Raw genomic sequence first — 26178 nt, 5'->3', positions numbered from 1 at the left:
TTTTTTTATCAAAAAATGCCCCAATATAGGGTTATCGGCTAGATATTGAAGAATTTTCTTCCCAAAGCCCCAGTAAATTGAAGTTTGCTGATCTGTGTTTAGAATGGTTCTCATGAGTCCTGCACCCAAAAATCCCGTTTCCGGAAATCCTGTTAATCCTCATGTAGAGGACACCATTCTTCTTGAAAAACAAGCCGAGAAGGTGAAGGCCCCATCAATGTTTAAGGTCTTGTTGTTGAATGACGATTACACCCCAATGGAGTTTGTCGTTATGGTGATTCAGGAATACTTCAACAAAGATCATGAGACAGCGACCCGCATTATGTTGCAAGTTCATTTAGTCGGCAAAGGTGTGTGCGGTATTTTCACGCGCGATGTTGCCGCTACCAAGGTTCATCAAGTTGTCGAACTCTCCCGCGAAGCGGGTCACCCATTACAGTGCACCATGGAGGAAATATGATTGCCCAGGAATTAGAAGTCAGTTTGCACATGGCCTTTGTTGACGCGAGGGCAGCTCGACATGAATTCATTACAGTTGAGCACTTGCTTGCTGCGCTGCTGGATAACGCCACCGCAGTGGAAGTACTGAAAGCTTGCGCAGTCAACATTGCCGAGTTGCGTGCACAGCTCAAGAATTTCATTAACGACAACACGCCGATTGTGCCGGGCAATGATGAAGTCGATACGCAGCCTACCTTGGGATTCCAGCGTGTGATTCAGCGTGCAATCATGCACGTTCAATCTACCTCGAGTGGGAAAAAAGAAGTGACTGGCGCTAATGTGCTGGTCGCCATCTTCGGTGAAAAAGACTCGCATGCAGTGTATTTCTTGCAGCAGCAAGGTGTGACCCGTTTGGATGTGGTCAATTTCATTAGCCATGGTGTGCGCAAGGATCAAACTGAGCATGCTAAGCCTGCTGATCCTGCTCAAGAATCTGAGGAAGCTACTTCCGGTGGTAAAGAAAGCCCGCTCGATCAGTACACCCAGAACCTCAATACCTTAGCGCGCCAGGGCAAGATTGATCCCCTGATTGGGCGCGAGGGTGAAGTTGAGCGCGTGATTCAAGTACTATGCCGTCGTCGTAAAAATAACCCATTACTCGTTGGTGAGGCTGGGGTTGGTAAAACCGCCATTGCTGAAGGCTTAGCTTGGAGAATTGTGAAAGGTGATGTGCCTGAGATCTTGGCTGATGCAACGGTCTACTCGCTCGATATGGGTGCACTACTCGCTGGAACAAAATACCGCGGTGACTTTGAGCAACGCCTCAAGGGCGTCCTTAAATCCCTAAAAGACAGCGCACACGGCATCCTTTTTATTGATGAGATCCATACTTTGATTGGGGCAGGTGCCGCATCTGGTGGAACCTTAGACGCGAGCAATTTGCTTAAACCTGCTTTATCAAACGGTCAACTTAAATGTATTGGTGCAACCACCTTTACTGAGTATCGCGGTATTTTTGAAAAAGATGCAGCACTCTCGCGCCGCTTTCAAAAGGTGGATGTCGTTGAGCCCACCGTGGATCAAACTGTACAAATTTTGCGTGGCCTTAAATCCCGTTTTGAAGAGCATCACAGTGTGAAGTACGCTGCCGCTGCTCTGGTAGCTGCTGCAGAGCTATCGTCTCGCTATATCAACGATCGTCATTTACCCGATAAGGCGATTGATGTGATTGATGAGGCCGGTGCTGCTCAGCGCATTTTGCCAAAGTCTAAGCAGAAGAAAACGATCGGCCGTCCAGAGATTGAGGAGATTGTGGCAAAGATTGCCCGCATACCGCCCCAATCAGTCACAGTGGATGACCGTAGTAAGTTACAAACCTTAGATCGCGATATCAAAAGTGTGGTGTTTGGACAAGATCCTGCTATTGAGGCTTTGGCTAGCGCAATCAAGATGACTCGTGCCGGCTTGGGCAAGATCGATCGCCCAATTGGTTCATTCTTATTCTCTGGCCCAACTGGCGTGGGTAAGACTGAGGTAGCGAAACAACTGGCCTATATCTTGGGTATTGAATTACTACGCTTTGATATGTCTGAGTACATGGAGCGCCATGCAGTGAGCCGTTTGATTGGAGCGCCCCCTGGTTATGTTGGTTTCGATCAAGGCGGCTTGCTGACTGAGGCTGTCAATAAGAAGCCCCATTGTGTCTTGTTATTAGATGAGATTGAGAAGGCCCACCCAGACATCTTCAACATCCTATTGCAGGTGATGGATCACGGTACCCTAACTGACAATAATGGCCGCAAGACCGACTTCAGAAATGTCATCATTATCATGACAACCAATGCTGGTGCTGAAGCCATGCAGAAGTCGACCATTGGCTTTACCAATGCGCGTGAGTCTGGCGACGAGATGGCTGATATTAAGAAGTTCTTCACCCCAGAGTTCCGCAACCGCTTGGATGCAATTGTTTCCTTTAAGGCCTTGGATGAATCCATCATCATGCGCGTGGTTGATAAGTTCTTAATGCAGCTAGAAGAGCAGTTGCATGAGAAAAAAGTTGATGCGACTTTCAGCCCTGCACTACGTAGTCATTTGGCGAAGCATGGCTTCGATCCTCTCATGGGTGCGCGTCCAATGCAGCGGATTATTCAAGATACAGTTCGCAAGGCCCTTGCCGATGAATTGCTCTTTGGTAAATTGGCTCAGGGTGGTCATGTGGCTGTAGATATCGATGCGGATGGCAAAGTACTACTTGAGTTCGATGCTCCAAGCATTCCAAAAGCACCGACTAAGGCAGATGTCGCTCCTGCTGAAGAGATTTAAATTCACAATCTAAAAATAAAAGGAAAATATGTCTCATCACGATAAATTACTCAGCGCCTTAGAGACCTACAAGGCTGAAAACGAAAAGTTTATGGGTAATGGCATCAAAGCCTCCGCTGCTCGCGCACGTAAAGCTTTGCAAGAAATTGCTGGATCTTGCAAAGAGCGTCGCAAAGAAATTACTGCTGAAAAAGAATCTCGCGAAGGTAAGGGCGCTGGTATGTCGCAAGACGCTGCTCGCCATGCGCATATTCGCAAGTAATTTGATTTGATGATCATTAAAAAACCACCCTCGGGTGGTTTTTTATTTGGGGCTGAACTTATGCTCTGCCAGTGCTACCAAAACCACCTGCTCCACGACTGCTCTGCGCAAACTCTTCAACTACTTTGAGCTCAACTTGCTGGACAGGTACGATCACGAGCTGCGCCAGACGCTCCATTGGCTCGAGCTTGAATGGGGTTGATCCTCTATTCCAGGTGCTTACCATCAACTGCCCTTGGTAATCTGAATCAATCAATCCTACGAGGTTGCCTAGAACAATCCCGTGCTTGTGACCCAAGCCTGAACGGGGCAGTATCAATGCAGCATAGCCAGGATCTTCGACAAAGATTGCCAGACCCGTTGGAACGAGCACCGTCTGACCGGGAGCAATCTCAATGGTTTCATCAATACAGGCCCGTAGATCAAGACCAGCGCTACCGGGCGTGCCATAAGTGGGTAATTGAGAACGCATCCGTTCATCGAGAATTTTGACTTGTAAAGCTTGCATGGGATTTCCTAAAACGATGGGGTGTGATTTAAATCTTTTTGGCGACGAGTTGCACAAGCTGGCGGGCCAGCTGTAATTTATCAGCCTTATTCAGTGTTTTACTACCAGCAGCATCAATGACGAGTAATTGATTGAGATCGCTACCAAAGGTATCTGGCCCTATGTTGCCAACAATCATGGGAATTCCCTTGCGTTTGCGTTTCTCAGCTGCATGTTCGGCAAGTGCAGAAGATTCTGCTGCAAAGCCGACGCAGTAGGGGTGGGGTTTGCCTGCTTTGGTTTTTACTGTACTGGCGATATCCAACAAAATATCTGGGTTCGCAACAAAATCCAATGCAGGAATTTTTCCACCTTGGCGCTTAATCTTTTCTTTTGAGGGTTTAGCAATACCCCAGTCTGCAACTGCAGCAACCGCAAAGAAAATATCGCAGTCACTCGACTGTATTGCTGCAGCATGCATTACTTTTGCGCTGGTTACGTTAGTCCGGGTAATTTTTCCACTGCTGAGTAGGGGGGTCGGTAGTTCGCAGGGACCAGCTATGAGATGTACTTCTGCACCTGCTTCAACAGCTGCACGAGCAATCGCAAAACCCATCTTGCCAGAGCTTAAATTAGTAATGCCACGAACAGGGTCGATTGCTTCGAAAGTTGGTCCAGCAGTAATTAAGACGCGCTTACCTTTTAGCGGCTTAGGCTGAAAGAAAGCAATGAGTTGTTCGGTAATTTCAGCAGGCTCGAGCATTCTGCCCATACCAGTTTCACCACATGCTTGACTACCGCTGGCAGGGCCGAGAATATCAACCCCATCAGACTCTAAACGTTTCACGCTGCGTTGTGTTGCAGGGTGATCCCACATCTGACGATTCATAGCAGGCGCTAGGAGTAGAGGACATTCTCTCGCAAGGCAAAGGGTGCTTAATAAGTCGTCAGCCAAACCAAGCGAGAGTTTTGCCATGAGATCTGCACTGGTAGGCGCAATGAGAATCGCATCCGCACCACGAGAGAGCTCGATATGTGCCATGTTGTTAGCAATGCTGTGATCCCACTGGGAGGTGAAGACCGGATTGCCACTTAAAGCCTGCATCGTTACAGGCGTAATAAATTGCTGGGCAGCATTAGTCATCACTACTTGAACCTGGGCGCCTTCCTGAATCAGTTGACGTACTAATTCAGCGGACTTATAGGCAGCGATTCCTCCGGAGATGCCGAGGACAATTTTTTTGTTCAAGAGTGATTGCATGGTGCAAGCTTAAAGGGGTTGGGCAGATTTGCCAAATGCCCGATGTAATTCAGCCAAAATAATGAGGGCTGCACCAATGGAGATGGCACTATCAGCAATATTGAAGGCTGGCCAATGCCAGTTCCCGTAGTGGCAATCTATAAAGTCGACCACAAAGCCAAGCATCAGTCGATCTAAAACATTACCTAAGGCCCCTCCTAGAATGAGGCTTAATGCCCAAGCCATCGTTTTATTAAGTTGTGTGCGTGCCAGTAAGTAAACGATATAAGCGCAAGCAGCCAAACCCAAAAGAGTAAAGAACCAGCGCTGCCAGCCGCTTCCTTGCGCCAGAAAAGAAAATGCTGCACCTGGGTTGAAAAGCAACAGCCAGTTTAGAAAAGGCAAAACAGGCTGAGGAATGCCTAATTGCAAATGCGTTAAGGCTAGCCATTTAGTGACTTGATCTATCAGCAGCACTAAGGTGGCGATGGTAAGGGAAGAATAGAGCGGCATATTCTCAAATCAATCTTAAGCAAACAAGCGATGCTCACCGCTCGCAAAAAGATTGCTGATACAACGGCCACATAAATCTGGATGCTCAGCGTTACTGCCAACATCAGCAGTATGGTGCCAGCAACGACCACATTTTTTATATTGACTAGCCCGGACCGCAATCTCAAGAGGCTCTTGATGGAGCTCAACCGAAGCACTCGAGGTAATCGTGACAAAGCGTAAGTCATTGCCTAGGCTATTGAGGATGGCAAAATCAGGTTGAGGTAATTTAATCACCAATTCAGCTTGTAGTGATGAACCAACGTGACCTGCTTCACGTTCGATTTCAATCGCCTTAGTTACCTCAGAACGAATCTCACGAATGCGATTCCATTTAGCCAGTAAGTCTTTCGCATTGTTAATTTCAGGAAAGTTACCAAACTCTTCCATGAAGATTGAAGTCTTGGTTTTTTCATTTGCAGCATGTGGCAGAACCTGCCAGGCTTCTTCTGCCGTAAAGGAAAGGAAGGGTGCAATCCACTTGAGCAGATTCTTTGTAATATGAAAGAGCGCATTCTGGGCTGCACGGCGATCAGGAGAATCAGGAGCACTGGTATAGAGTCGATCTTTCAGGATATCGAGATAAAAGCCCCCGAGATCTTCTGAGCAGAAGGTGAGCATCCGGATAACCGCTGGCTGGAATTCATAAGCTTGATAGGAAGCTTTCACCTCATTTTGCAGTTGGGATGCTAAAGCCACTGTATAGCGATCAATCTCTAACCATTGGTCTGCCGGCATGGCATGCTTGCTAGGGTCAAAGTCAGCTAAGTTCGCCAATAAGAATCGCAGGGTGTTACGAATGCGACGATAACTCTCTACTACTCGTTTGAGAATCTCATCGGAGATAGTCATCTCTCCAGAGTAATCCGTGGAGGCTACCCACAGGCGAATGATTTCAGCGCCTAACTTATCGGCTACCTGTTGAGGGGCAATCACATTGCCAATCGACTTACTCATCTTGCGACCTTGACCGTCTACAGTAAAGCCATGTGTGAGCAGTGCCTTATAGGGCGGTTTGCCATCAAGCATGGAGCCGGTTAATAGTGAGGAGTGGAACCAGCCGCGATGTTGATCTGAGCCTTCGAGATACAGGTCAGCTAGGCGGCCTTTTGCTGTCTCAGCTTCTAGACGATAGAGCTGATCACGATGCGAGCCACGAATCACATGCCAATGTGTAGTGCCTGAGTCAAACCAAACATCTAATGTGTCTCGATTCTTCTCGTATTGACTTGCTTCATCGCCAATGAGTTCGCTCAATTCTAATTTTTGCCAAGCTTCAATACCACCTTGCTCTACTCGCTTTGCTACTTCTTCTAATAACTCTAGGGTTCTTGGATGTGGCTCGCCACTTTCTTTATGAACTAAGAAAGCCATCGGCACACCCCATTGGCGTTGGCGTGACAAAGTCCAGTCAGGACGATTGGCAATCATGCTATGTAAGCGTTGCTTACCCCATGCAGGGAAAAATTCGGTGTTCTCAATGCCGGCCAAGGCAGTTTCTCGTAAGCTGGCTTTGCCATCGCTAGGCTTCTTATCCATGCTCGCAAACCATTGTGAGGTCGCACGATAAATGATGGGTGACTTATGACGCCAGCAGTGCATGTAGGAGTGCGTATAAGTTTTATCTTTTAGCAAGCTTCCTGCTTCACGCAAGGCTTCCACAATCTTCGGATTGGCTTTCCAGATAAATTCATTAGCAAAGAGGGGTAACCATGAGGCATAGACGCCGTTACCCATCACTGGATTCAAAATCTCTTTGTCAGACAAGCCATGGGCTTTGCAAGACTTAAAGTCTTCCTCACCATATGCTGGCGATGAATGAACAATTCCGGTACCTGTATCGAGTGTGACGTACTCGGCAGGGTAAATTGGCGATAAGCGACGGTAGCCCTCGTCTAGTTTCGCCAAGGGATGCCAAAAAGAAATGTTTTCTAATTGACTGCCTAGACAGGTAGCGATGACTTTACCTTCGAGACCGTACTCATTTAAGCAAGTCTCGACACGATCTTTAGCCAGAATCAATAATTTATCGCCTGCATCCACTAATGCATAACTCACTTCTGGGTGAACGTTCAAGGCTTGATTAGCAGGCAAGGTCCAGGGCGTGGTAGTCCAAATCACGGTGAAGCCGGGCTTATCTGGCAATGCATTTAAGCCAAAGGCTTTTGCAAGTGCAGGTAGCTGTGCATCATCAAATGCAAATGCGACGTCAACAGTTGTGTCGGTCTTGTCTTGGTATTCAACCTCGGCTTCAGCCAATGCAGAGCCACAGTCAAAGCACCAGTTCACAGGCTTGAGGCCGCGAAAGACATAGCCTTTTTCCCAGATCTTGCCCAAGGCCCGAATTTCATCAGCCTCATTTCGATAGTTCATGGTGAGGTAGGGATTGTTCCAGTCACCCAGCACTCCTAGGCGCTCGAAATCTTTCTTCTGTTTATCAATTTGCGCCTGCGCATAGGCACGTGCTTTGGATTGCACTTCGGCAGTCGGTAGATTTTTGCCAAACTGTTTTTCAATCTGGATCTCAATCGGCATGCCATGACAATCCCAGCCTGGCACATAAACAGAATCAAAGCCCATCAGCCAACGGGATTTAACAATCATGTCTTTCAGAATCTTATTTACTGCATGTCCAATATGAATCTCACCATTGGCATAGGGGGGGCCATCGTGCAGAATAAATTTAGGCTGATGAGCGTGCGCCTCACGAATCTTTTCGTAGAGCTTATTTTTCTGCCACTGCTCAACCCATTGTGGTTCACGCTTGGCTAGATCTCCCCGCATTGGGAATGCAGTATCTAGAAGGTTGACTGGATAAGCGTTTTCTTTTTCAGACATAAGTTTTTTTCTGGAAATAATTTCTGGCGTGCTGTGCATCTGCCGCAATGGCATGGGTAAGGGTATTGAGGTTGGAGTATTTTTCCTCGTCCCGAATTTTTTCTAGGAGCTCTACTGTAACAACTTTGCCATAAGCATCTTGATCGTAATCAAACACGTGTGTTTCTAAAAGAACGCGTCCTTCATCTTCTACGGTAGGCCTGACACCCAGACTGGACACAGCTGGTAAAGGCTTGTCAGACAGGCCGTGAACCTGCGCCACAAAGATTCCGCTGGTTGCAGGTTTGCGATGATGGAGATGATTGGCTACAGCAAGATTGAGTGTCGGAAAGCCAAGCTCTCGGCCTAACTTTTGACCATGAATGACGTGCCCAGAAATTCCATAAGGACGGCCCAGTAACTTGGCGACAAGTTGCATATCACCACTCGCTAATGCATCACGCAGTGCTGAACTCGAGATACGTTCACCATCCTCAAGGACGGTAGCAATGCTAGATACTTCAAAACCCAGTCGATCGCCTGCAGCTTTCAGGCTTGCAAAATTTCCGGCACGCTTAGCTCCGTAGCAAAAGTCATCACCAATCAAAATCCATTTGGCGTTCAAGCGCTTCACTAGAATCTCCGAAACAAATTCTTCTGGTGTGAGTTTGGCAAAGGCGTTATCAAAATGCTCTACCACTACGCGGTCAACTCCAACCTCTGAAAATGCACAGAGCTTGTCGCGTAAATTCAGAATGCGGGGTGGTGCCTGCTCAGGGGAAAAGAATTCTTTGGGGTGAGGCTCAAAAGTCATCACACAGCTGACCAAATCTTTTTCCTTGGCGCCATCCTTGAGTTGTTTTAGTAGGGCGCGATGACCCCTGTGCACGCCATCGAAATTACCGATGGTTAAGGCACAAGCCGGTCCTGCAGAAAACTGGGTGGGGCCACGGAATACGTTCACAAATCGCTTTCAGGGTAGCCATCAATTATATTGTGGGCATGCTTTCAATCGTTACCTTAATCTCTGGCCGCGGATCGAACTTCGAGGCCATTGTCAAAACTGCTCAAAAAGAGGCCTGGCCAGTCATTTTTTCAGGGGTGATTGCCAATCATTCTGCTGCCAAAGGCCTTGATTTTGCTCGCTCAGAGGGTATTCCAGCTTTTACAGTTGAACATCGTGCCCATGCCACTCGGGAGTCTTTTGATGAAGTGCTGATCCACAAAATCGACCAATTAGGAGCTGATTTAGTGGTTTTGGCAGGCTTTATGAGAATTCTGACTCCCCAATTTATTCGGCATTTTGAGGGGCGCCTGATCAATATTCATCCAGCCCTATTGCCTCAGTTCCCTGGTTTGCATACCCATGAGCGGGCCTTGGAGGCTGGTGTGAAAACGCATGGAGCAACAGTGCATTTTGTGACTGAGGGAGTTGATGAAGGCCCCATCATTTGCCAGGCCTCGGTTCCAGTCTTGGCTGACGATAGTGCAGACACTCTAGCTGCCCGTGTTTTATCGGCTGAGCATCAGATTTACCCGCGGGCCGTAAAATGGTTTCTTGATGGACGATTGCGCATTGAAGGTAATCAAGTGAAGTTATCCCCTCCGGAGCCGCAATTTTTTAAATATGAGTAAAGAACGTTCATCGCGTGGGTCTGGCCCACGTAGTAGTAATACCAAAAGCTACGCAGCTAAAAACCGAGACACTTCAAAACGTCCAGAGCGACGCAATGCCAGTGGTAACTTAATTGCGCCTGTAGGTCAAAAGAATTTTTCGAATGCAAAAGCCCTACCTCAACACGCAATTCACTTAGAACGTTTATTGCCAGAGCTCTTAAGCTTTGAGCAGCCAGCTGATCGTGTAGTGAGTCGTTATTTTCGTGCAGAGCCACAGCTAGGCAATCGAGATCGTGCTTTGATTGCAGAGAGTGCCTTTGCTATTCTGCGAAGAAAAAATGAGTTTGCTCAATTTGCTGAAAGTGGCGCTGGTTCACAAGCTAGACGTCTAGCCCTCTTGGGCTTGGTATCCGCTCTTTCTGAAGGCGGCTTAGGCTCTGCTAATCGTGCTGAAAGTGCCATTGCAGATCTTGCGCATGTGCTGCAGCCTGGTGAGTATGAGTGGTTGCAACGTTTCTCGACAGTCGACCCGCAAGCCTTAAATCCATTGGTCCGCAACAACTTACCTGAATGGTTGTGGGACGCTTTTGGAGCATATCCCGGAGAAGATACGCGCGAAGATTTAGCAAAGGCTTTGATGCATCCAGCGTTACTAGATTTAAGAGCAAACACCATGAAAATCAATCGCGAGCAATTGCTTGCGGATATGAATGCACTGGGTGGTCGCTATCAAGCGATTCCCACTCCCTATGCTCCGGATGGGGTGCGCATCATGGGTAAGCCTGCTCTACAAAATACAGCAGCTTTTAAGGCGGGCGCATTTGAAGTGCAAGACGAAGGCAGTCAATTGTTGGCTTATTTGCTTGCTCCGAAACGCGGTGAGATGGTAGTCGACTTTTGCGCTGGCGCAGGTGGTAAAACTTTAGCCATTGGAGCGCTCATGCGCTCGACAGGACGCTTGTATGCTTTTGACACCTCAGAGCGTCGACTTGCAAATTTAAAGCCTCGACAAGCCCGCAGCGGCCTTTCTAATGTGCATCCGGTGTGGATTGATAGTGAGAACGATGCCAAGATCAAACGCTTGGCTGGAAAGATTGATCGTGTGCTCGTAGATGCCCCTTGCAGTGGCATGGGAACTTTACGCCGCAACCCAGATCTGAAATGGCGCCAAACTCCACAGGGAGTTTTAGAGCTCAATCAAAAGCAGGCCAACATTCTGCATTCCGCTAGCCGCTTGCTTAAACCGGGCGGTCGCTTGGTATATGCCACCTGCAGCCTTTTGCCCCAAGAAAACCAACAGATTGCCGAAGATTTTCTGGCGAATCATCCTGATTTTGAAATTATTCCTGCTGCAGAAGCTCTTAAGCCATTGTTCCCTAAAGATATTTTACCTATTGGTTGCAGCAAAGATAACCCTTGGTGGCAGCTATGGCCTCACATTCACGGGACTGATGGCTTCTTTGGAGCTATTTTCCAAAGAAAAGCCAGCACTACGCCTCTAAAAGAGGTCTCCAAGAAGCCAAAAGAAGAGCCTGATCAATAACCCTCGTGGTTAGAAGGTTCTAAAATAGAGTTTTAGTAGATCTATGAGGACATTTCCTTTTGAATACCGCTTTCAGGTTTGATCAGGTTTTACATTGGCTAGCAAATGGTTACCTCAATTGGGCTTGGTGGCAAATTCTGATTTTTACTTTGATCGTGACGCACATCACGATCGCTGGAGTGACGATTTTTTTGCATCGTTGCCAAGCTCACCGCGCACTAGATTTACACCCAATTGCTTCCCACTTTTTCCGTTTTTGGCTTTGGCTCACAACCGGCATGGTGACTAAAGAGTGGGCCTCGGTCCATCGTAAGCACCACGCTAAATGTGAAACCATTGATGACCCTCATAGTCCGCAAGTTCTCGGCATTCAAACCTTGTTGACACGTGGTGCTGAACTTTACAAAAAAGAAGCAGCAAATTCAGAGACATTAGAAAAATTTGGCCACGGCACTCCCGATGACTGGATTGAGCACAACATCTACTCCAAGTTTTCTTGGCAGGGCGTTGCTTTGATGCTCATCATCGATATATTTTTGTTTGGCGCAATCGGGTTAACCGTTTGGGCCGTTCAGATGTTATGGATTCCAGTGACTGCGGCTGGAGTCATTAATGGCATTGGACACTTTTGGGGCTACCGTAACTACGATTGTGAAGATGCATCGCGCAACATCATGCCTTGGGGCATTTTGATAGGTGGTGAAGAGTTGCACAATAATCATCACACCTTTGCAACCAGCGCAAAGCTCTCCAGCAAGTGGTATGAATTTGATATTGGTTGGTTGTATATCCAGATGATGAGCGCGGTAGGTTTAGCAACCGTCAAGAAAACCTCGCCTAAGCCCGTCATGAGTGATTTGCGTCCAGCCGATCAAGGAACTCTAGAGGCTATTATTGCCAATCGTTACGAGATCATGGCTCGTTACAGTAAAACCTTGCGCCGCTTCTTTAGTAATGAAGTTCAGCATATGCAAGTCTTGGCGGGGCACTTAAGTGATGCGCGTTCATGGTTATGTAAGGATGAGACTCGCCTCAGCGAGGAAGAAAAGCTTAAGCTGGAAGAGTTGATTTCGGCAAATACGCAGTTACGCAAGATGATTGAGATGCGTCGTGAGTTACAGATGCTGTGGGGTCGCTCTAATGCGACTCGTGAGCAATTGGTGTCGCAGCTGCATGCCTGGTGTCAACGTGCTGAAGACAGTGGTCTTACGAGCTTACGCGATTTCTCATTGAGATTGCGTCGCTACGCTTGATCTGTTTCAGAATTGTCGGCAATAAAAAACCCGCACGCAGCGGGTTTTTTATTGACTGAAGAATATCAATTACTTCAGCTTGGATTCTTTATAAGCAACGTGCTTGCGAATAGTAGGATCAAACTTCATGATCTCCATTTTCTCAGGCTTAGTACGCTTGTTTTTTGTGGTTGTGTAGAAGTGACCAGTACCAGCTGATGACTCTAATTTAATTTTTTCTCTGCCGCCCTTAGCCATTTGTGCGCTCCTTAAATTTCGCCACGTGCACGAAGATCAGACAACACGGCATCAATACCGTTTTTGTCGATTACGCGCAAACCAGCGTTGGTTAAGCGCAAGCTAACCCAACGGTTTTCAGATTCAACCCAGAAGCGACGATTTTGCAAATTGGGCAAAAAGCGACGCTTTGTTTTATTGTTTGCATGGGAAACATTGTTGCCAACCATCGGCTTTTTCCCAGTGACTTGGCAAACTTTTGCCATGACAGACTCCATAATTGCGAAAAAAAGAGATTGTATCAGGCTAGGGCCTATTTGAGCTAGTCCTAAATTGCTTTTGACTAAGCACTCGAAGGCTGATTTTGGGTGCTAAGCCTAAAAAATCCTAATAAGTTAGTGTTTACTATCATTTTTGGGTATTTTGGATAAGCCCTGCATCTGAAAAGGAGAAAAAACCGCTGCTACTGACAATGCAATGGTCAAGCAAGGGAATATCTACCAACTGGAGTGCTTTTTCAAGGGTTTTGGTCAGATCCTGATCAGCCTGGCTTGGCAATGGGTTGCCGCTGGGATGGTTATGCGCAACGATGAGGGCGCTGGCATTTCTTTCAAGGGCTTCTTTCAGGATCTCGCGAGGGTAAACCGCCGTATGGGTAATCGAGCCTCTAAAGAGCTCGTGGCACTCAATCAGACGGCAGCGGGCGTCGAGGTATAGGCAGAGGAAAACTTCGTGAGGAAGGCGCCCAATCTTGGCTTGCAAGAACTCCCTGACATGGTTTGGCGATGCAAAGATCGAATCTTGAGCTAGTTTCTCCTCAAGACTGCGTTTCACTAGTTCATAAGCCGCCTGAATTTGTGACCATTTAGACCAGCCCATCCCATGAATAGCAGTGAGCTCCTCAGGACTGTTGTTGAGGAGCTTTGGCAGACTGCCGAATTGAGATAAAAGATCTTCTGCTAACTCAACGGCAGTTTTTCCTTTTACCCCAACCCGAAGAAAAATTGCCAAAAGTTCCGCATTGCTTAAGGTGCTTGCCCCCAGTGAACGTAATTTTTCGCGGGGTTGCTCCGGTTTGGGCCATTTAGAGATGGGGGAATCAACGCATTGTGAGGGTCTCGCTACAATTGGAGAATGTCCAAGCTTACTGTTTTGCCCAATTCCTATTTGACCTTGAACTACCGGCTCACCTTGCCCAATGGGGCTGATTACATCAATACTTTTGTGGATCGGCCTGCTACGGTTTTGATGGGGTCTGGACAATTTGCACCTTGCTTTGAAAAAGTATTGCTGGGTTTGAAAGTGGGGGAAAAAAGAAGTGCCTTGTTATCTCCCGAAGAGAGTTTTGGTGATCGAAAAGAGGAGCTAGTGCAGTGGGTTTCCCTGCAAGCTCTTAAAGAGGGACGCGATGAGGATGTGGAATTTAATCCAGGTGATGTAATTGAGTTCAATGCACCAAGTGGCGCACAGTATGCTGGTGTATTGCAGTCGATTAATGAAGAGGGTGCTTGGTTTGATTTCAACCACCCTCTGGCTGGAGTGGCAGTCAATTTCGAAGCGCAAATTGTGGCAATTATGTGAGAGTGATGCATGAGTGAGTCGAACCCTCCCGAAATTCTGATGGCTCAACCCCGTGGCTTTTGTGCGGGCGTGGACCGGGCAATCAATATCGTCAATGAAGCTCTCAATCGTTTTGGTGCTCCGATTTATGTGCGCCATGAAATCGTGCATAACGCTTATGTCGTGAATGAGCTGCGTGACAAGGGCGCAGTATTTGTAGAAGAGCTGCATGAAGTACCTAAGGGTGGAATTGTGGTGTTTAGTGCTCATGGTGTTTCTCAAGAAGTGAGAAAAGATGCGCAGGAGCGTGGCTTACAGGTGTACGACGCAACTTGCCCCTTAGTGACTAAGGTCCATCTTGAAGTGATTAAGCTATGCAAAGAGGGCTTCACAGTATTGATGATTGGACATGCAGGACACCCGGAGGTAGAAGGCACTATGGGCCAGGTTAAGGAGGGCGTATTCCTCATTGAAAATTTGGCCGATGTAGCGAAAATGTCTTTCCCAGTAGGCACCAAAATCGCTTTCGTTACCCAGACTACTTTGTCGATTGATGAGACCAAAGAAATTGTTATAGCACTGACAGAAAAATTTCCCAATATCGTTCAACCCCGCAAGCAAGATATTTGTTATGCAACCCAAAATCGACAAGATGCGGTGAAGTTCATGGCGCCACAAGTCGAAGTGGTGATTGTGGTGGGCAGTCAGGCAAGCTCAAACTCGAATCGATTGCGTGAACTTTCTGAAAAGTTGGGCGTACCTTCTTACATGGTCGATGCACCAGATCAACTCAAGCCAGAGTGGTTCGAAGGCAAGCTGCGAGTGGGCTTAACTGCTGGTGCTTCAGCCCCAGAGAGTCTGGCTCAGTCGATTGTTGCGCGTATTCAGGAGTTTGGACCGCGCACTGTCAGACCGCTGTCTGGCGTAGTCGAGGATGTGACTTTTTCACTACCTAAAAATCTAGTAGACTAGACCTGCTTTAAGAGCTCGCGCAGCATATTACACATCTGCACGATTTCTTCATCAGCGATATTGAGTGCTGGCATAAAACGCAGCAAGTTTGGTCTTGGAGAGTTAATTAATAATCCCTCTGGAGCGCGATCACGGGCAAGTTCAACCAATTTAGGGCCGACATCTTTGCCAAGCATCAATGCTCTGAGCAGGCCTTCACCGCGTTCACCTTCGAGTCCAAACTCATTGGCCAATTTGAGTAGCTCGGCACGTAAGAGGGCGCCTTTGGCTTTGACTGCATCCAAAAATCCAGGAGCAAGTAGCTGCTCGATAACGCTCATACCCACAGCGGTCATGAGTGGGTTGCCGTTATAAGTGCCGCCCTGATCACCGGGCACAAAACACGCAACAGCATCGGTCGCAAGGACGGCAGCAAGGGGGACGCCACCACCAATCCCTTTGCCTAAACTCATGATGTCGGGTTCAATGTCGTACAGCTGGTGTGCAAAGAGTTTGCCTGTTCGTCCACATCCTGCTTGCACTTCATCCACAATCAAAAGAATGTTGTGCTCTTTGGTGAACTTGCGCAAGCTCTTCATAAACTCATGATCTGCGGGTATGACGCCACCTTCACCTTGGACAGGTTCGAGCATCACCGCAACCGTATTGTTAGTAACTAATTTTTTAACTGATTCCAGATCATTCAAATCTGCTTTGGGAAAACCAGGAACTTGAGGCGCAAATAAAGTATCCCAACCAGGTTTACCAGAGGCGCTCATGGTGGCTAGGGTGCGACCATGAAAGCTGTGATCAAACGTAATGATCTCGAAAGCGCCACCTTTATGGAGTTGGCCCCATTTGCGCGCTAATTTAATTGCACCTTCATTGGCTTCGGCTCCGCTGTTGGCAAAAAATACTTTATCAAAACAACTATTACTCGTTAGCAGGTTTGACAAACCAATCATCGGTTCGTTATAGAAAGCTGGGCTAGGATTAATTAACTTTTTAGCCTGCGCATTGAGCGCCGAGATCATACCTGGGTTACCGTGACCCAAGCAGTTGACTGCCCAACCCTGCAGAAAATCTAAGTAGCGTTTGCCGTTATTGTCTGTTAACCAAGACCCCTCACCTTCAACCATGATCACGTCAGGCCGCTGGGTGATAAACATCACTGAGTGGGTATCAATAGAGGTTGGTACTTTGCTCATGTCTTTGGATAGTTAAGGGATTTGGTTGAGACCCCATTATTACGCAGAAGCCAAATCCGCGGCGCTAGTGAAAGAGTCTGCAAAAAATTCTTCTTCAGGTAAATGACATTTTGATGAAAAGTCTTGCCGAGCTGCGTTCACCATCACTGGAGCTCCACAGGCATATACCTGGAAGGCTGACATATTTGGGTGATCTTGCATCACAGATGCATGCACAAAGCCAGTGCGACCGGTCCAAGCATCTTCAGGTAGACCATCGGAAATGACTGGGGTATAAATAAATTGAGGAATATCTTTTGCCCAGACCTGACATAGTTCATGAAGATATAGATCGCTAGGACGACGACCGCCCCAATAAAGGTGAATTGGGCGCGTGATCTTTTTGGCCTGCATCTGCTCGATGATCGATTTAATCGGTGCGAAGCCAGTGCCGGCTGCAACAAAAATGATGGGCTTTTGAGAATCTTCTCTCAAGAAAAAGCTCCCCAGAGGGCCTTCAAAACGCAGAATATCTTTTTCTTTTAAAGCAGGCGTAGCTGCGCCAAAGACAAAGTCGGTAAAGAGGCCGCCAGGCAGATGACGGATATGCAACTCAAGTGGACCCTCATTTACAGGGGCAGTAGCGATCGAGTAAGCACGTCTTTGCCCATCCTTTAAGAGAAACTCAATATATTGACCAGCTAAATACTGGAACCGATCTGTAGCGGGCAGCTGGAGTTTAAGAATGGCAACATCAGTACTTGGCATAGATAGAGAGGCTACTCGGCAAGGTACCTTGCGCACCGGAATATCTCCACCGCCCTGAATCTCTCGAGCTTCAATTAAAAGATCTGACTGAGGATGGCAGCAGCAAAATAAAGCAGAGCCAGCAGCTTCTTCAGCGGGCGGGAGGGCGCTAGCACTATGTTGCCCGTGGCTTACTTTACCTTCGAGAACCTTCCCTTTACAGGAGGCACAGGCACCATTTTTACAACCATAAGGTAGCTGAATATTTTGGCGTAGGGCTGCCTCAAGTAGGGTTTCATCCGCGCTAACCTCAAATTGTTTACCGCTCGCTTTGAGGGTAACTTGGTAAGACATACTCATTCCTTTAATAAATCGTTACGATGTCAGTTATGCAACCGTTTGGTAAACCTCGAATTTTGATTATTGGCTGCGGCGACATTGGTCTGCGCGTAGCCAAACAACTCGTTCGCCACTACAAAGTCTTTGCTTTAACTTCTCAAGCAAGCCGGTTTGCTGAGCTTAGAGCAGTTGGAGCCACGCCACTTTTAGGTAATCTGGATGAACCCAATAGCTTATGGCGTTTAAGTGCGATCGCTGAAACGGTAATTCATTTAGCACCCCCACAAAATATGGGCCGTTTGGACCAGCGCACTCGCAATCTCATTCGAATTTTATCCCAAAGACCCAATCAAGTCCGACGCCTGATTTATGTAAGTACTACAGGTGTCTACGGCAATCATTCTGGAGCCCAAGTCTGTGAAACAACCCCAGTCCACCCTGAAAGTGAAAGGGCGTGGCGGCGGGTCAATGCTGAGCGAGCCTTGAGACTGTGGGCGCCAGCGCATGGGGCCTCATTGACCATCTTGAGGGTTCCAGGAATTTATGCTCAGGATCGTTTGCCGCTCGAGCGTATAGAGGCTAAGACGCCGGCACTCATACCCGAGGAAGATGCCTATTCCAATCATATTCATAGCGAAGATCTGGCTAGGTTAGTGTGCGCTGCTGTTTATTACGGTAAACCGCAAAGAGTGATTAATGCCTGTGATGGTGGCGAGACTAAGATGGGCGATTACTTTGATCAAGTTGCTGATGCATTTGCTTTAGCAAGACCGCCGCGTTTGCCCGCACAAGAATTGCAGGCTTTAGTAAGTCCTATGCTTTGGTCTTTTATGAGAGAGTCTCGACGCGTCATGAATACGCGCCTCGGTGAATTAAAAACCGCTTTACGCTATCCGAGCGTAGCAGCATTCTTGAAAACTATTTCCAAGAATCCTTAAGTCCAACCGCACGATTGAAAACAGGTTTGCCAGGTTTGGAGTCGAGTTGATCGGCAACAAAATAACCATGGCGCTCAAACTGAAAGCGCTCTTCTGGCTTTGCTTCTTTCATGCAGGGCTCCAAGTAAGCAGTGATTGTTTGTTTGGAGTGAGAATTGATTGCATCTAGGAAGTTCTTATCCCCACTATCTGGGTGAGGATCATTAAAGAGGTGGTCATAAAGACGTACTTCGGCAGGTACCGCCTCTTTAGCGCTGATCCAATGAATATTCCCTTTAACTTTGTAGTTATTCGATCCTGCCGTACCGCTTTTACTATCGGGGAAGTAATTCGCATTGACCTGAATCACATCACCCGCTGCGTCTTGCTCAAAGCCAGTACATTCAATCACAAAGCCATGGCGTAAGCGAACTTTGCTACCAGCTTGCTCACCTATGGGTGGGTAAAGTCTGAAGAAGCCTTTGATCGGCTCTTTCATAAAGTCGTCTGCTTCAATCCACAACTCGCGTGTGAAATGAAAATCGCGATTACCCCATTCTGGATGTTGAGGGTGACGGGGCGCTGAGCAGGACTCGCTAGCTTGTGCATCAAAGTTTTGTATTACGAGCTTGAGAGGCTTTAAGACTGCGGTTGCACGTGGTGCTCTAATTTCAAGATCATCTCGCAACGCTTGCTCAAGTGTACTCATATCAATCCAGCTATCCGCCTTAGAGACACCAATTCGCTCGCAAAATAAACGAATACTTTCTGGGGTATAGCCACGCCGACGAATACCGACAATGGTAGGCATGCGAGGGTCATCCCAAGCGTCAACATGTTTTTCTTCTACCAATTGAAGCAATTTTCTTTTACTGGTAATCGTGTAAGTCAGATTCAGACGAGCGAATTCGTATTGATGGGGTAGCGGCCCTTTGAAAACGCCCGCTTCTTTTAAGGCATTCAGAATCCAGTCATAGAGTGGGCGATTATTTTCAAACTCCAGAGTGCAGATCGAGTGAGAAACATTTTCAAGCGCATCAGAAATGCAATGCGTGAAGTCATACAGCGGATAGATACACCACTTATTACCAGTGCGATGGTGGTCGGTATGGCGAATGCGATATACCACAGGGTCTCGCATCACAATATTAGGATGCGCCATATCAATCTTTAAGCGTAATACGTGTTCACCATCTTTGAACTTGCCGTCACGCATGTCCCGAAAGAGTTGTAAATTTTCTTCAGAAGTGCGTTCGCGATAGGGGCTATTTTTTCCCGCTTGACCAAAGTTGCCGCGATTGGTGTGAATATCATCCGCACTTTGACTATCAACATAGGCTTTGCCATGCTGAATCAGAATTTCAGCAAATTCATAGAGGCGATCAAAATAATCGCTTGCATGATAAAGACGTGTCCCCCAATCAAAACCAAGCCATTTCACTGCATCCAAAATACTGTCCGCATATTCCACATCTTCTTTGACGGGGTTGGTGTCATCTAAACGCATATTGCAACGAGCACCCCCCGGCAGCTGGTTGTAATCCTCGGCTAAGCCGAAATTGAGGCAGATACTTTTGGCATGACCAATGTGCAGATAGCCATTGGGTTCAGGCGGGAAGCGCGTAATGATGGCAGGTAATCTTTGTCCCTCGCGATCGCTACGATCAGCATATGCACCGTTTGCTAAGTCATGATCAATGATTTGGCGTAGAAAATTAGATGGCTCTATTAAAGGGTTAGAGCTGGGTTTAGGGGATTTACTATCTTGAGACATTCCAGCATTGTAAGGAAATCCTCGCGCCTAAAGAAAAAGCCCGCAAACTGCAGCGGGCTTATTTCTGAGAAGTTTCCGGTCTACTCTTCGACGAAGGCTTCTTCCCGGGTTTTCTTAACCGCTGGCAAGGCCACGATCACAACTAAAAGAGCTGCTGCGATTAGCAAGCCCAAAGAGAGGGGGCGGGTAAAGAAGGTCGAGAAATCACCGCGGGACAGTAGGAGTGCGCGGCGGAAGTTTTCTTCCATCATGGGCCCCAAGATGAAGCCCAGCAGCAGTGGAGGCGGCTCGCAACCTAGCTTATTGAATAAATAACCAACTAGACCAAAAATTGCTGTGATGTAAACATCAAACACAGTGTTATTAACGGTGTAGACGCCAATACAGCAGAAGACCAGGATTGCTGGATACATAAAGCGATACGGAATCTTGAGCAGTTGTACCCACATGCCAATCAATGGCAGGTTCAAAATGATCAGCATCATATTGCCGATCCACATCGAAGCAATCAGACCCCAGAAGAGGGCTGGATTGCTGGTCATGACTTGTGGCCCTGGTTGAATGTTATGAATCGTCATTGCACCAACCATCAAAGCCATAACGGCGTTGGGCGGAATACCTAAGGTCAGCAGTGGTATGAAGGAGGTTTGTGCGGCTGCGTTATTAGCAGACTCAGGACCAGCAACACCCTCAATCGCACCTTTGCCAAACTCATGGCTGTACTTAGATGATTTCTTTTCAACTGAGTAGGCACCAAAAGAAGCTAATGCAGCGCCGCCGCCGGGCAAGATTCCCAAAATAGAACCAATGGTTGTACCGCGCAAGATTGCAGGAATCATGCGCTTAATATCTTGCTTGGTTGGGATCATGGTGGTGACCTTGTTCAGGAAACCTTCATCTTCACCTTTTTTCTCGAGGTTAGTCATGATCTCTGCGAAACCAAACACACCCATCGCTACCGCGACAAAGCCAATACCGTCACTTAATTGGGGAATATCAAAAGCGTAGCGAGAAACACCGGAGTTCACATCAGTGCCTACTAGACCCATAAGAAGCCCAAGCACAATCATGCCAATCGCTTTGATCAAAGATCCGGAAGCCAGCACAACAGCGCCAATAAGTCCAAGAACCATCAAAGAGAAATACTCTGCTGGACCAAACTTGAAGGCCAATTGAGATAGGGGCGCAGCAAAGGCCGCTAACACTAAAGTAGCAACGCAACCAGCGAAGAATGAGCCCATGCCGGCTGTAAAGAGGGCTACACCCGCTCGCCCGTTGCGGGCCATCTGGTAACCATCAATTGCCGTGACTACCGAGGACGTTTCTCCCGGAATATTGAGCAAAATAGCTGTAGTTGAACCACCGTACTGTGAACCGTAATAGATACCGGCCAACATGATCAGAGCTGCTGTGGGTGGCAGCGCATAGGTTGCAGGCAAAAGCATTGCAATGGTGGCAATCGGACCCAGGCCTGGCAATACGCCAATCAGTGTTCCCAAAATACAACCGATAAAGCAATAAAGAAGGTTTTGAAGCGTGAAGGCGGTATCGAAACCGAGCGCTAAGTTACTGAATAAATCCATTTTTAGTGTCCCGGTAAATTATTGTAAGAAGAAGGGGAGAAGCGGAAATTGCAATTTCAATCCCTGCACAAATACTAAATAGGTCGCGCTAGCTAGCACTACCGCATTAACCAGTGTGCCCTTCCAATGGAATTCATGACTAGCATAGGCCGAGGTGAAGACCAGGACCAGAATGGAGAAGGCAAAACCCATAATCGGGAGCAAGATTCCATATAGAAATACAGACCCAGTGATTAAGAAGATGATTTTCCAATTAAAGGACGGAAGCTTTTCAATGCTTGCCTTGGCGCTAAGTGATTTGATTAAAACGAGCAAGCCAATTGCAGCCAAGAGTACGCCAATCCAGAAGGGAAAGTAGCCAGGGCCCATTTTGGCAGGCGTGCCCATTTGATATTGGCTAGCCAAATAGGCAAAAAAGATGCCGACAACCATGTACATCAGGCCAGCACCGAAATCTTTTTGATTACGAATTTCCACAAAATCTCCTTGTGTATCGGCGTTTGAGCCGATTTATTTATATCAAAGCTGATGAATTGTAAGGCAGACCTAGACACCCCTCCCTAGGGTTTGCCCTAGATTTGGGCCAATGCGATAATTATTGACATGAAAGTCTCCCAAATTCGCCAAGCCTACCTGGATTTCTTTGCCAGCAAAGGTCATCAAATTGTCCCATCTAGCCCCGTAGTACCTGGAGATGATCCTACCTTGCTGTTTACTAACGCAGGCATGAATCAATTCAAAGATGTTTTTCTGGGATTTGATAAACGTCCTTATAGCCGCGCAACGACTGCTCAGAAATGTATTCGGGCAGGTGGTAAGCACAATGATTTAGATAATGTGGGTTACACCGCACGTCATCACACTTTCTTTGAAATGCTGGGCAACTTCTCTTTCGGGGATTACTTTAAGAAAGAGGCGATTCAGTTTGCATGGGATCTATTGACGCAAGTCTTCAAGCTGCCTAAAGAGAAACTCCTTGTTACTGTGTACGCCGAGGATGATGAAGCGTATGCGATTTGGAAAGATCAGATTGGCGTCCCTGCTGATCGGATCATTCGGATTGGTGATAACAAAGGCTCACGCTATGCCTCCGATAATTTTTGGATGATGGGCGACACGGGACCATGTGGTCCTTGTACTGAAATTTTCTATGATCACGGAGAACATATTCCAGGTGGGCCTCCCGGTAGTTCTGATGAGGACGGCGATCGTTTCATTGAGATCTGGAATAACGTCTTCATGCAATTTAATCGTGATGAGGCTGGCAATATGCACCCGTTACCCAAGCCCAGTGTTGATACAGGCATGGGCCTTGAGCGCATTGCAGCAGTTCTGCAGCACGTGCATTCCAATTATGAAATTGACTTATTCGTTAACCTATTAAAAACTGCAAAAGAAGCTGTCGATGCTGCAGGTGGTGGCAATTGCGATGCTAATAGCCCATCACTCAAGGTGATTGCAGATCATATTCGTGCCTGTAGCTTTGTGGTGGTTGATGGTGTGATCCCCGGTAATGCTGGGCGCGGTTATGTTCTGCGCCGCATTGCACGTCGAGCTATCCGACATGGTTACAAGCTTGGCGCGCGTAAACCTTTCTTCTATCAATTGGTTCCTGCACTAGTCAAAGAGATGGGTGATGCTTACCCAGAGTTACGTGCAGCACAAGACAAGGTCAGTGAAGTTCTAAAGCAAGAAGAAGAGCGTTTCTTTCAGACTATTTCCAACGGGATGGAGATTCTGGAGAATGCTTTGGCCGGTGGTGCAAAAGTCATTGATGGCGAGACCGCCTTCCGCTTGCACGACACTTTTGGTTTCCCGCTAGATTTGACTGCTGACGTTTGTCGTGAGCGCAGCGTTACAGTCGATGCAGAGGGCTTTGAGCAGGCAATGCAAAAGCAACGCGATCAGGCTAGGGCTGCAGGTAAATTCAAAGTAGCCCAAGGTTTAGAGTACTCAGGCAAGCCCACTCGGTTTCATGGATATGAAAATTTCAAACATGAGGGCGCCAAAATTGTTGCCTTATATCTGGACGGCGCTTCTGTGCAAAACATTAAGGCGGGCGATGCAGCCGTCGTTGTTTTGGATAACACTCCTTTCTACGCTGAGTCTGGCGGTCAGGTTGGCGACCAAGGCGAATTACGTAATGAGTCTGCCCGCTTTGGTGTACAAGATACTTTCAAAATTCAAACTGATGTCTTTGGCCATCAAGGTGAATTGCTCGAAGGTGAGTTGAAGTTAGGTGATACGCTCAATGCCATTGTCGACACTAAACTTCGTTTAGAGACCATGCGTAACCATAGCGCTACCCATATTTTGCATAAGGCTTTGCGTGAAGTGCTCGGTGATCATGTTCAGCAAAAAGGTTCTTTAGTGGATGCCACTAAAACCCGTTTTGACTTTACGCATAATGCGCCAATTTCTGCAGCAGAGATCCGTCGGATTGAAGATATCGTGAATGCGGAAATCCTAGCCAACGCTGCCACCTCTGCCAAAGTCATGTCACTGGACGATGCCCAGAAAACGGGTGCAATGATGCTCTTCGGCGAGAAGTATGGCGAAGAAGTACGCGTATTGGAAATTGGTAGCTCAAAAGAATTGTGTGGTGGCACTCATGTCCAGCGGACTGGTGATATCGGTAGCTTAAAGATTGTTTCTGAAAGTGGTGTTGCGGCTGGTATTCGCCGGGTAGAAGCAGTGACAGGAAGCAATGCTCTACATTTCTTGCAAGGCCTAGAGGATCGTGTCAATGAGGCCGCAGCAATTCTGAAAACGCACCCTGGTGATTTAGTGAATCGTGTGACGCAACTACAAGACAGCTTACGTCAAGCTGAACGTGAGCTTGAGAAAGTGAACTCTAAATTCGCTGCAAGCCAAGGCGATGAATTGGCCAGTCAAGCCATCGATGTCAATGGAATAAAGGTGTTAGCAGCTCGTTTGGATGGGGCAGACGCCCAAGTCTTGCGCGAGACGATGGATGCCCTTAAAGCGAAGCTCAAAACTGCTGCGATTGTTTTAGCCTCTGTCCAAGGCGATAAAGTCAGTCTGATTGCAGGCGTAACAGCCGATACGATTGCTAAAGTAAAGGCGGGAGACCTAGTTAACTTTGTTGCCCTGCAAGTCGGCGGTAAGGGCGGAGGTAAGCCTGAGATGGCAATGGCAGGTGGCACGAATCCAGCCGCTCTACCAGCCGCATTAGCTGGAGTTAAAGATTGGGTGGCGAGCAAGTGAGCGGCGATCTTAATATGCCCTTCAACGCAGAAGTCGATGCGATCGGTATGAATTGTCCGCTCCCAATTTTGCGCACCAAAAAAGCTTTGGCTAATATGCAATCAGGCGAAGTGTTGAAGATCAAAGCAACCGATGCAGGCGCAGTCCATGACTTTCCTGCCTTTGCCAAACAAACTGGTAACGAACTCTTGGGATCCGGTAAAGAAGGCGAAGTCTTAATCTTCTTTATGAAAAGAAGATAAGCGCCTCAGTAACTCAGCTCAGTGAGCGACTCTTAAGGTAGGCAGCAAAATCATCGCCGACTTCTGGATGGCGCAAAGCAAATTCAATCGAAGCTTTTAGGTAGCCTAATTTACTGCCACAGTCATACCGAACTCCGCTGTACTCATAACCGAATACCGGCTCCTCCTTAAGCAGCGAAGCAATCGCATCGGTAAGTTGAATTTCACCACCGGCGCCGGGTTTGAGGTTGCGGATGTGTTGAAAAATGTTTGATGACAGTACATAGCGACCTACTACAGCTAGGTTAGATGGTGCATCTTTAGGTTGGGGTTTTTCAACAATGCCATCGAGACGATATATCCCCTTGCTCACTTCTGGCCCCGAAATAATTCCATAAGAACTACTCTTAGCGGGATCAATTTTTTCTACTGCTAGTACTGAACCTTTTTGAGCATCATGCACTGCGAGCATTTGCTTGAGCACAGCAGGCTGACCGTCTAATAAGTCATCCGCTAGGATGATGGCAAAGGGTTCATCGCGCACGAGCTTCTCGGCGCACAAGACAGCATGACCCAATCCGAGGGCCTCGGGCTGACGAACATAAACACAATCGACATGACTGGGTTTTACGTTACGTACGATTTTTAACAGCGCTTGTTTATTCTTGGCTTCTAACTCAGCCTCTAATTCGTAGGCTTTATCAAAGTGATCTTCAATGGCGCGCTTGCTGCGACCGGTTACGAAGATCATCTCGGTGATGCCAGCTGCAATAGCTTCCTCAACCGCATATTGAATTAAGGGCTTATCAACCACATTGAGCATTTCCTTAGGACTAGCCTTAGTAGCCGGCAAGAAGCGGGTACCTAAACCCGCAACCGGGAAAACAGCTTTAGTAACGGATTTATTCGTAGTGGTCATAG

General features: G+C 47.5%; 25 protein-coding genes. 11 read left to right on the top strand and 14 right to left on the bottom strand.

The annotated features are described in order from the left end of the window. The first annotated feature begins 103 nt into the window (after positions 1–103). The 3 genes from clpS to Pas1_RS07765 are packed head-to-tail and all read left to right on the top strand — an operon-like array spanning position 104 to position 3025. Complete coding sequence (gene clpS, locus Pas1_RS07775) at positions 104–460, top strand: ATP-dependent Clp protease adapter ClpS (protein ID WP_112205121.1); 357 nt, start codon at positions 104–106, stop codon at positions 458–460. After that, the gene (gene clpA / locus Pas1_RS07770; RefSeq protein ID WP_112205119.1) at positions 457–2763 is read left to right on the top strand and encodes an ATP-dependent Clp protease ATP-binding subunit ClpA; all 2307 of its coding nucleotides are present in this window, start codon (positions 457–459) and stop codon (positions 2761–2763) included. Before clpS ends, clpA begins: the two co-directional genes overlap by 4 nt. A 28-nt stretch (positions 2764–2791) precedes the next feature. Further along, the gene (locus tag Pas1_RS07765) at positions 2792–3025 is read left to right on the top strand and encodes a hypothetical protein (protein ID WP_112205117.1); all 234 of its coding nucleotides are present in this window, start codon (positions 2792–2794) and stop codon (positions 3023–3025) included. Positions 3026–3083: 58 nt separating this feature from the next. On the opposite strand, the gene dut is transcribed toward Pas1_RS07765, so the two are convergent. The 5 genes from dut to Pas1_RS07740 are packed head-to-tail and all read right to left on the bottom strand — an operon-like array spanning position 3084 to position 9085. Next, positions 3084–3533 (bottom strand): dUTP diphosphatase, encoded by a 450-nt coding sequence (gene dut, locus Pas1_RS07760; protein ID WP_112208491.1) that lies wholly within the window; start codon positions 3531–3533, stop codon positions 3084–3086. A 28-nt stretch (positions 3534–3561) separates the two neighbouring features. Beyond that, a complete protein-coding gene (coaBC, locus tag Pas1_RS07755) occupies positions 3562–4773 on the bottom strand; it encodes a bifunctional phosphopantothenoylcysteine decarboxylase/phosphopantothenate--cysteine ligase CoaBC (protein ID WP_112294954.1) in 1212 nt (403 codons plus the stop codon). A 9-nt stretch (positions 4774–4782) separates the two neighbouring features. Beyond that, entirely contained in the window at positions 4783–5265 is a 483-nt protein-coding gene (gene lspA, locus Pas1_RS07750) for a signal peptidase II (protein WP_112294953.1), read from the bottom strand. Positions 5266–5280: 15 nt separating this feature from the next. Beyond that, on the bottom strand, positions 5281–8160 hold the full coding sequence (gene ileS, locus Pas1_RS07745) for an isoleucine--tRNA ligase (RefSeq protein WP_404824881.1): 2880 nt from the start codon (positions 8158–8160) through the stop codon (positions 5281–5283). Further along, positions 8135–9085: a bifunctional riboflavin kinase/FAD synthetase gene (locus Pas1_RS07740; RefSeq protein ID WP_112238688.1), complete on the bottom strand. Its 951-nt coding sequence runs from the start codon at positions 9083–9085 to the stop codon at positions 8135–8137. Before Pas1_RS07740 ends, ileS begins: the two co-directional genes overlap by 26 nt. Positions 9086–9123: 38 nt before the next feature. Between Pas1_RS07740 and purN the strand changes: the two genes are divergently transcribed. From purN to Pas1_RS07725, 3 genes are read left to right on the top strand one after another with little or no spacing between them, the layout of a single operon-like run. Continuing rightward, positions 9124–9756, top strand: coding sequence for a phosphoribosylglycinamide formyltransferase (gene purN, locus Pas1_RS07735; protein ID WP_112205105.1), 633 nt, complete (start codon positions 9124–9126; stop codon positions 9754–9756). Continuing rightward, positions 9749–11281 carry an RsmB/NOP family class I SAM-dependent RNA methyltransferase gene (locus tag Pas1_RS07730; protein ID WP_112294951.1) on the top strand — a complete coding sequence of 511 codons (1533 nt, stop codon included), beginning with the start codon at positions 9749–9751 and terminating at the stop codon, positions 11279–11281. Before purN ends, Pas1_RS07730 begins: the two co-directional genes overlap by 8 nt. Before the next feature lie 59 nt (positions 11282–11340). Next, positions 11341–12534 (top strand): DesA family fatty acid desaturase, encoded by a 1194-nt coding sequence (locus tag Pas1_RS07725; protein ID WP_112294950.1) that lies wholly within the window; start codon positions 11341–11343, stop codon positions 12532–12534. 69 nt (positions 12535–12603) lie between these two features. On the opposite strand, the gene rpmG is transcribed toward Pas1_RS07725, so the two are convergent. The 3 genes from rpmG to radC form a co-directional block, all read right to left on the bottom strand. Beyond that, positions 12604–12771: a 50S ribosomal protein L33 gene (rpmG, locus tag Pas1_RS07720; RefSeq protein WP_112205099.1), complete on the bottom strand. Its 168-nt coding sequence runs from the start codon at positions 12769–12771 to the stop codon at positions 12604–12606. 11 nt (positions 12772–12782) lie between these two features. Beyond that, on the bottom strand, positions 12783–13016 hold the full coding sequence (rpmB, locus tag Pas1_RS07715; RefSeq protein ID WP_076023792.1) for a 50S ribosomal protein L28: 234 nt from the start codon (positions 13014–13016) through the stop codon (positions 12783–12785). Positions 13017–13158: 142 nt separating this feature from the next. Then, entirely contained in the window at positions 13159–13842 is a 684-nt protein-coding gene (gene radC / locus Pas1_RS07710; RefSeq protein WP_225971669.1) for a RadC family protein, read from the bottom strand. Positions 13843–13884: 42 nt separating this feature from the next. Between radC and Pas1_RS07705 the strand changes: the two genes are divergently transcribed. Both Pas1_RS07705 and ispH read left to right on the top strand, forming a co-directional pair. Next, a complete protein-coding gene (locus Pas1_RS07705; RefSeq protein ID WP_206603320.1) occupies positions 13885–14331 on the top strand; it encodes an FKBP-type peptidyl-prolyl cis-trans isomerase in 447 nt (148 codons plus the stop codon). A 9-nt stretch (positions 14332–14340) separates the two neighbouring features. Next, positions 14341–15282: a 4-hydroxy-3-methylbut-2-enyl diphosphate reductase gene (gene ispH, locus Pas1_RS07700; RefSeq protein WP_112208485.1), complete on the top strand. Its 942-nt coding sequence runs from the start codon at positions 14341–14343 to the stop codon at positions 15280–15282. Here the strand turns inward: ispH and Pas1_RS07695 are convergent. Next, positions 15279–16469, bottom strand: coding sequence for an acetylornithine transaminase (locus tag Pas1_RS07695; protein ID WP_112238683.1), 1191 nt, complete (start codon positions 16467–16469; stop codon positions 15279–15281). The genes ispH and Pas1_RS07695 overlap by 4 nt on opposite strands. Positions 16470–16508: 39 nt before the next feature. Continuing rightward, positions 16509–17549, bottom strand: coding sequence for a CDP-6-deoxy-delta-3,4-glucoseen reductase (locus Pas1_RS07690; RefSeq protein ID WP_112205093.1), 1041 nt, complete (start codon positions 17547–17549; stop codon positions 16509–16511). 26 nt (positions 17550–17575) lie between these two features. Between Pas1_RS07690 and Pas1_RS07685 the strand changes: the two genes are divergently transcribed. Beyond that, positions 17576–18472 carry an SDR family oxidoreductase gene (locus Pas1_RS07685; protein WP_225971605.1) on the top strand — a complete coding sequence of 299 codons (897 nt, stop codon included), beginning with the start codon at positions 17576–17578 and terminating at the stop codon, positions 18470–18472. On the opposite strand, the gene Pas1_RS07680 is transcribed toward Pas1_RS07685, so the two are convergent. From Pas1_RS07680 to Pas1_RS07670, 3 genes are all read right to left on the bottom strand, one after another. Continuing rightward, positions 18453–20225: a glutamine--tRNA ligase/YqeY domain fusion protein gene (locus tag Pas1_RS07680; protein WP_112294949.1), complete on the bottom strand. Its 1773-nt coding sequence runs from the start codon at positions 20223–20225 to the stop codon at positions 18453–18455. The genes Pas1_RS07685 and Pas1_RS07680 overlap by 20 nt on opposite strands. Before the next feature lie 80 nt (positions 20226–20305). Continuing rightward, positions 20306–21808: a tripartite tricarboxylate transporter permease gene (locus Pas1_RS07675; RefSeq protein WP_112208482.1), complete on the bottom strand. Its 1503-nt coding sequence runs from the start codon at positions 21806–21808 to the stop codon at positions 20306–20308. 18 nt (positions 21809–21826) lie between these two features. Further along, positions 21827–22285: a tripartite tricarboxylate transporter TctB family protein gene (locus tag Pas1_RS07670; RefSeq protein WP_112238681.1), complete on the bottom strand. Its 459-nt coding sequence runs from the start codon at positions 22283–22285 to the stop codon at positions 21827–21829. A gap of 126 nt (positions 22286–22411) precedes the next feature. Here Pas1_RS07670 and alaS point away from each other — a divergent pair, with 126 nt between their 5' ends. Beyond that, entirely contained in the window at positions 22412–25036 is a 2625-nt protein-coding gene (gene alaS, locus Pas1_RS07665; protein WP_112294948.1) for an alanine--tRNA ligase, read from the top strand. Positions 25037–25050: 14 nt separating this feature from the next. Next, positions 25051–25278 (top strand): sulfurtransferase TusA family protein, encoded by a 228-nt coding sequence (locus Pas1_RS07660; protein ID WP_112205867.1) that lies wholly within the window; start codon positions 25051–25053, stop codon positions 25276–25278. Between the two features lie 13 nt (positions 25279–25291). Here the strand turns inward: Pas1_RS07660 and galU are convergent, their stop codons facing one another. Then, the gene (galU, locus tag Pas1_RS07655; RefSeq protein WP_112294947.1) at positions 25292–26176 is read right to left on the bottom strand and encodes a UTP--glucose-1-phosphate uridylyltransferase GalU; all 885 of its coding nucleotides are present in this window, start codon (positions 26174–26176) and stop codon (positions 25292–25294) included. Positions 26177–26178: the final 2 nt, after the last annotated feature.

This window comes from Polynucleobacter paneuropaeus, from assembly GCF_003261235.1.
GTDB lineage: Bacteria > Pseudomonadota > Gammaproteobacteria > Burkholderiales > Burkholderiaceae > Polynucleobacter > Polynucleobacter paneuropaeus.
This window is presented reverse-complemented; position numbering and strand designations above follow the sequence as displayed.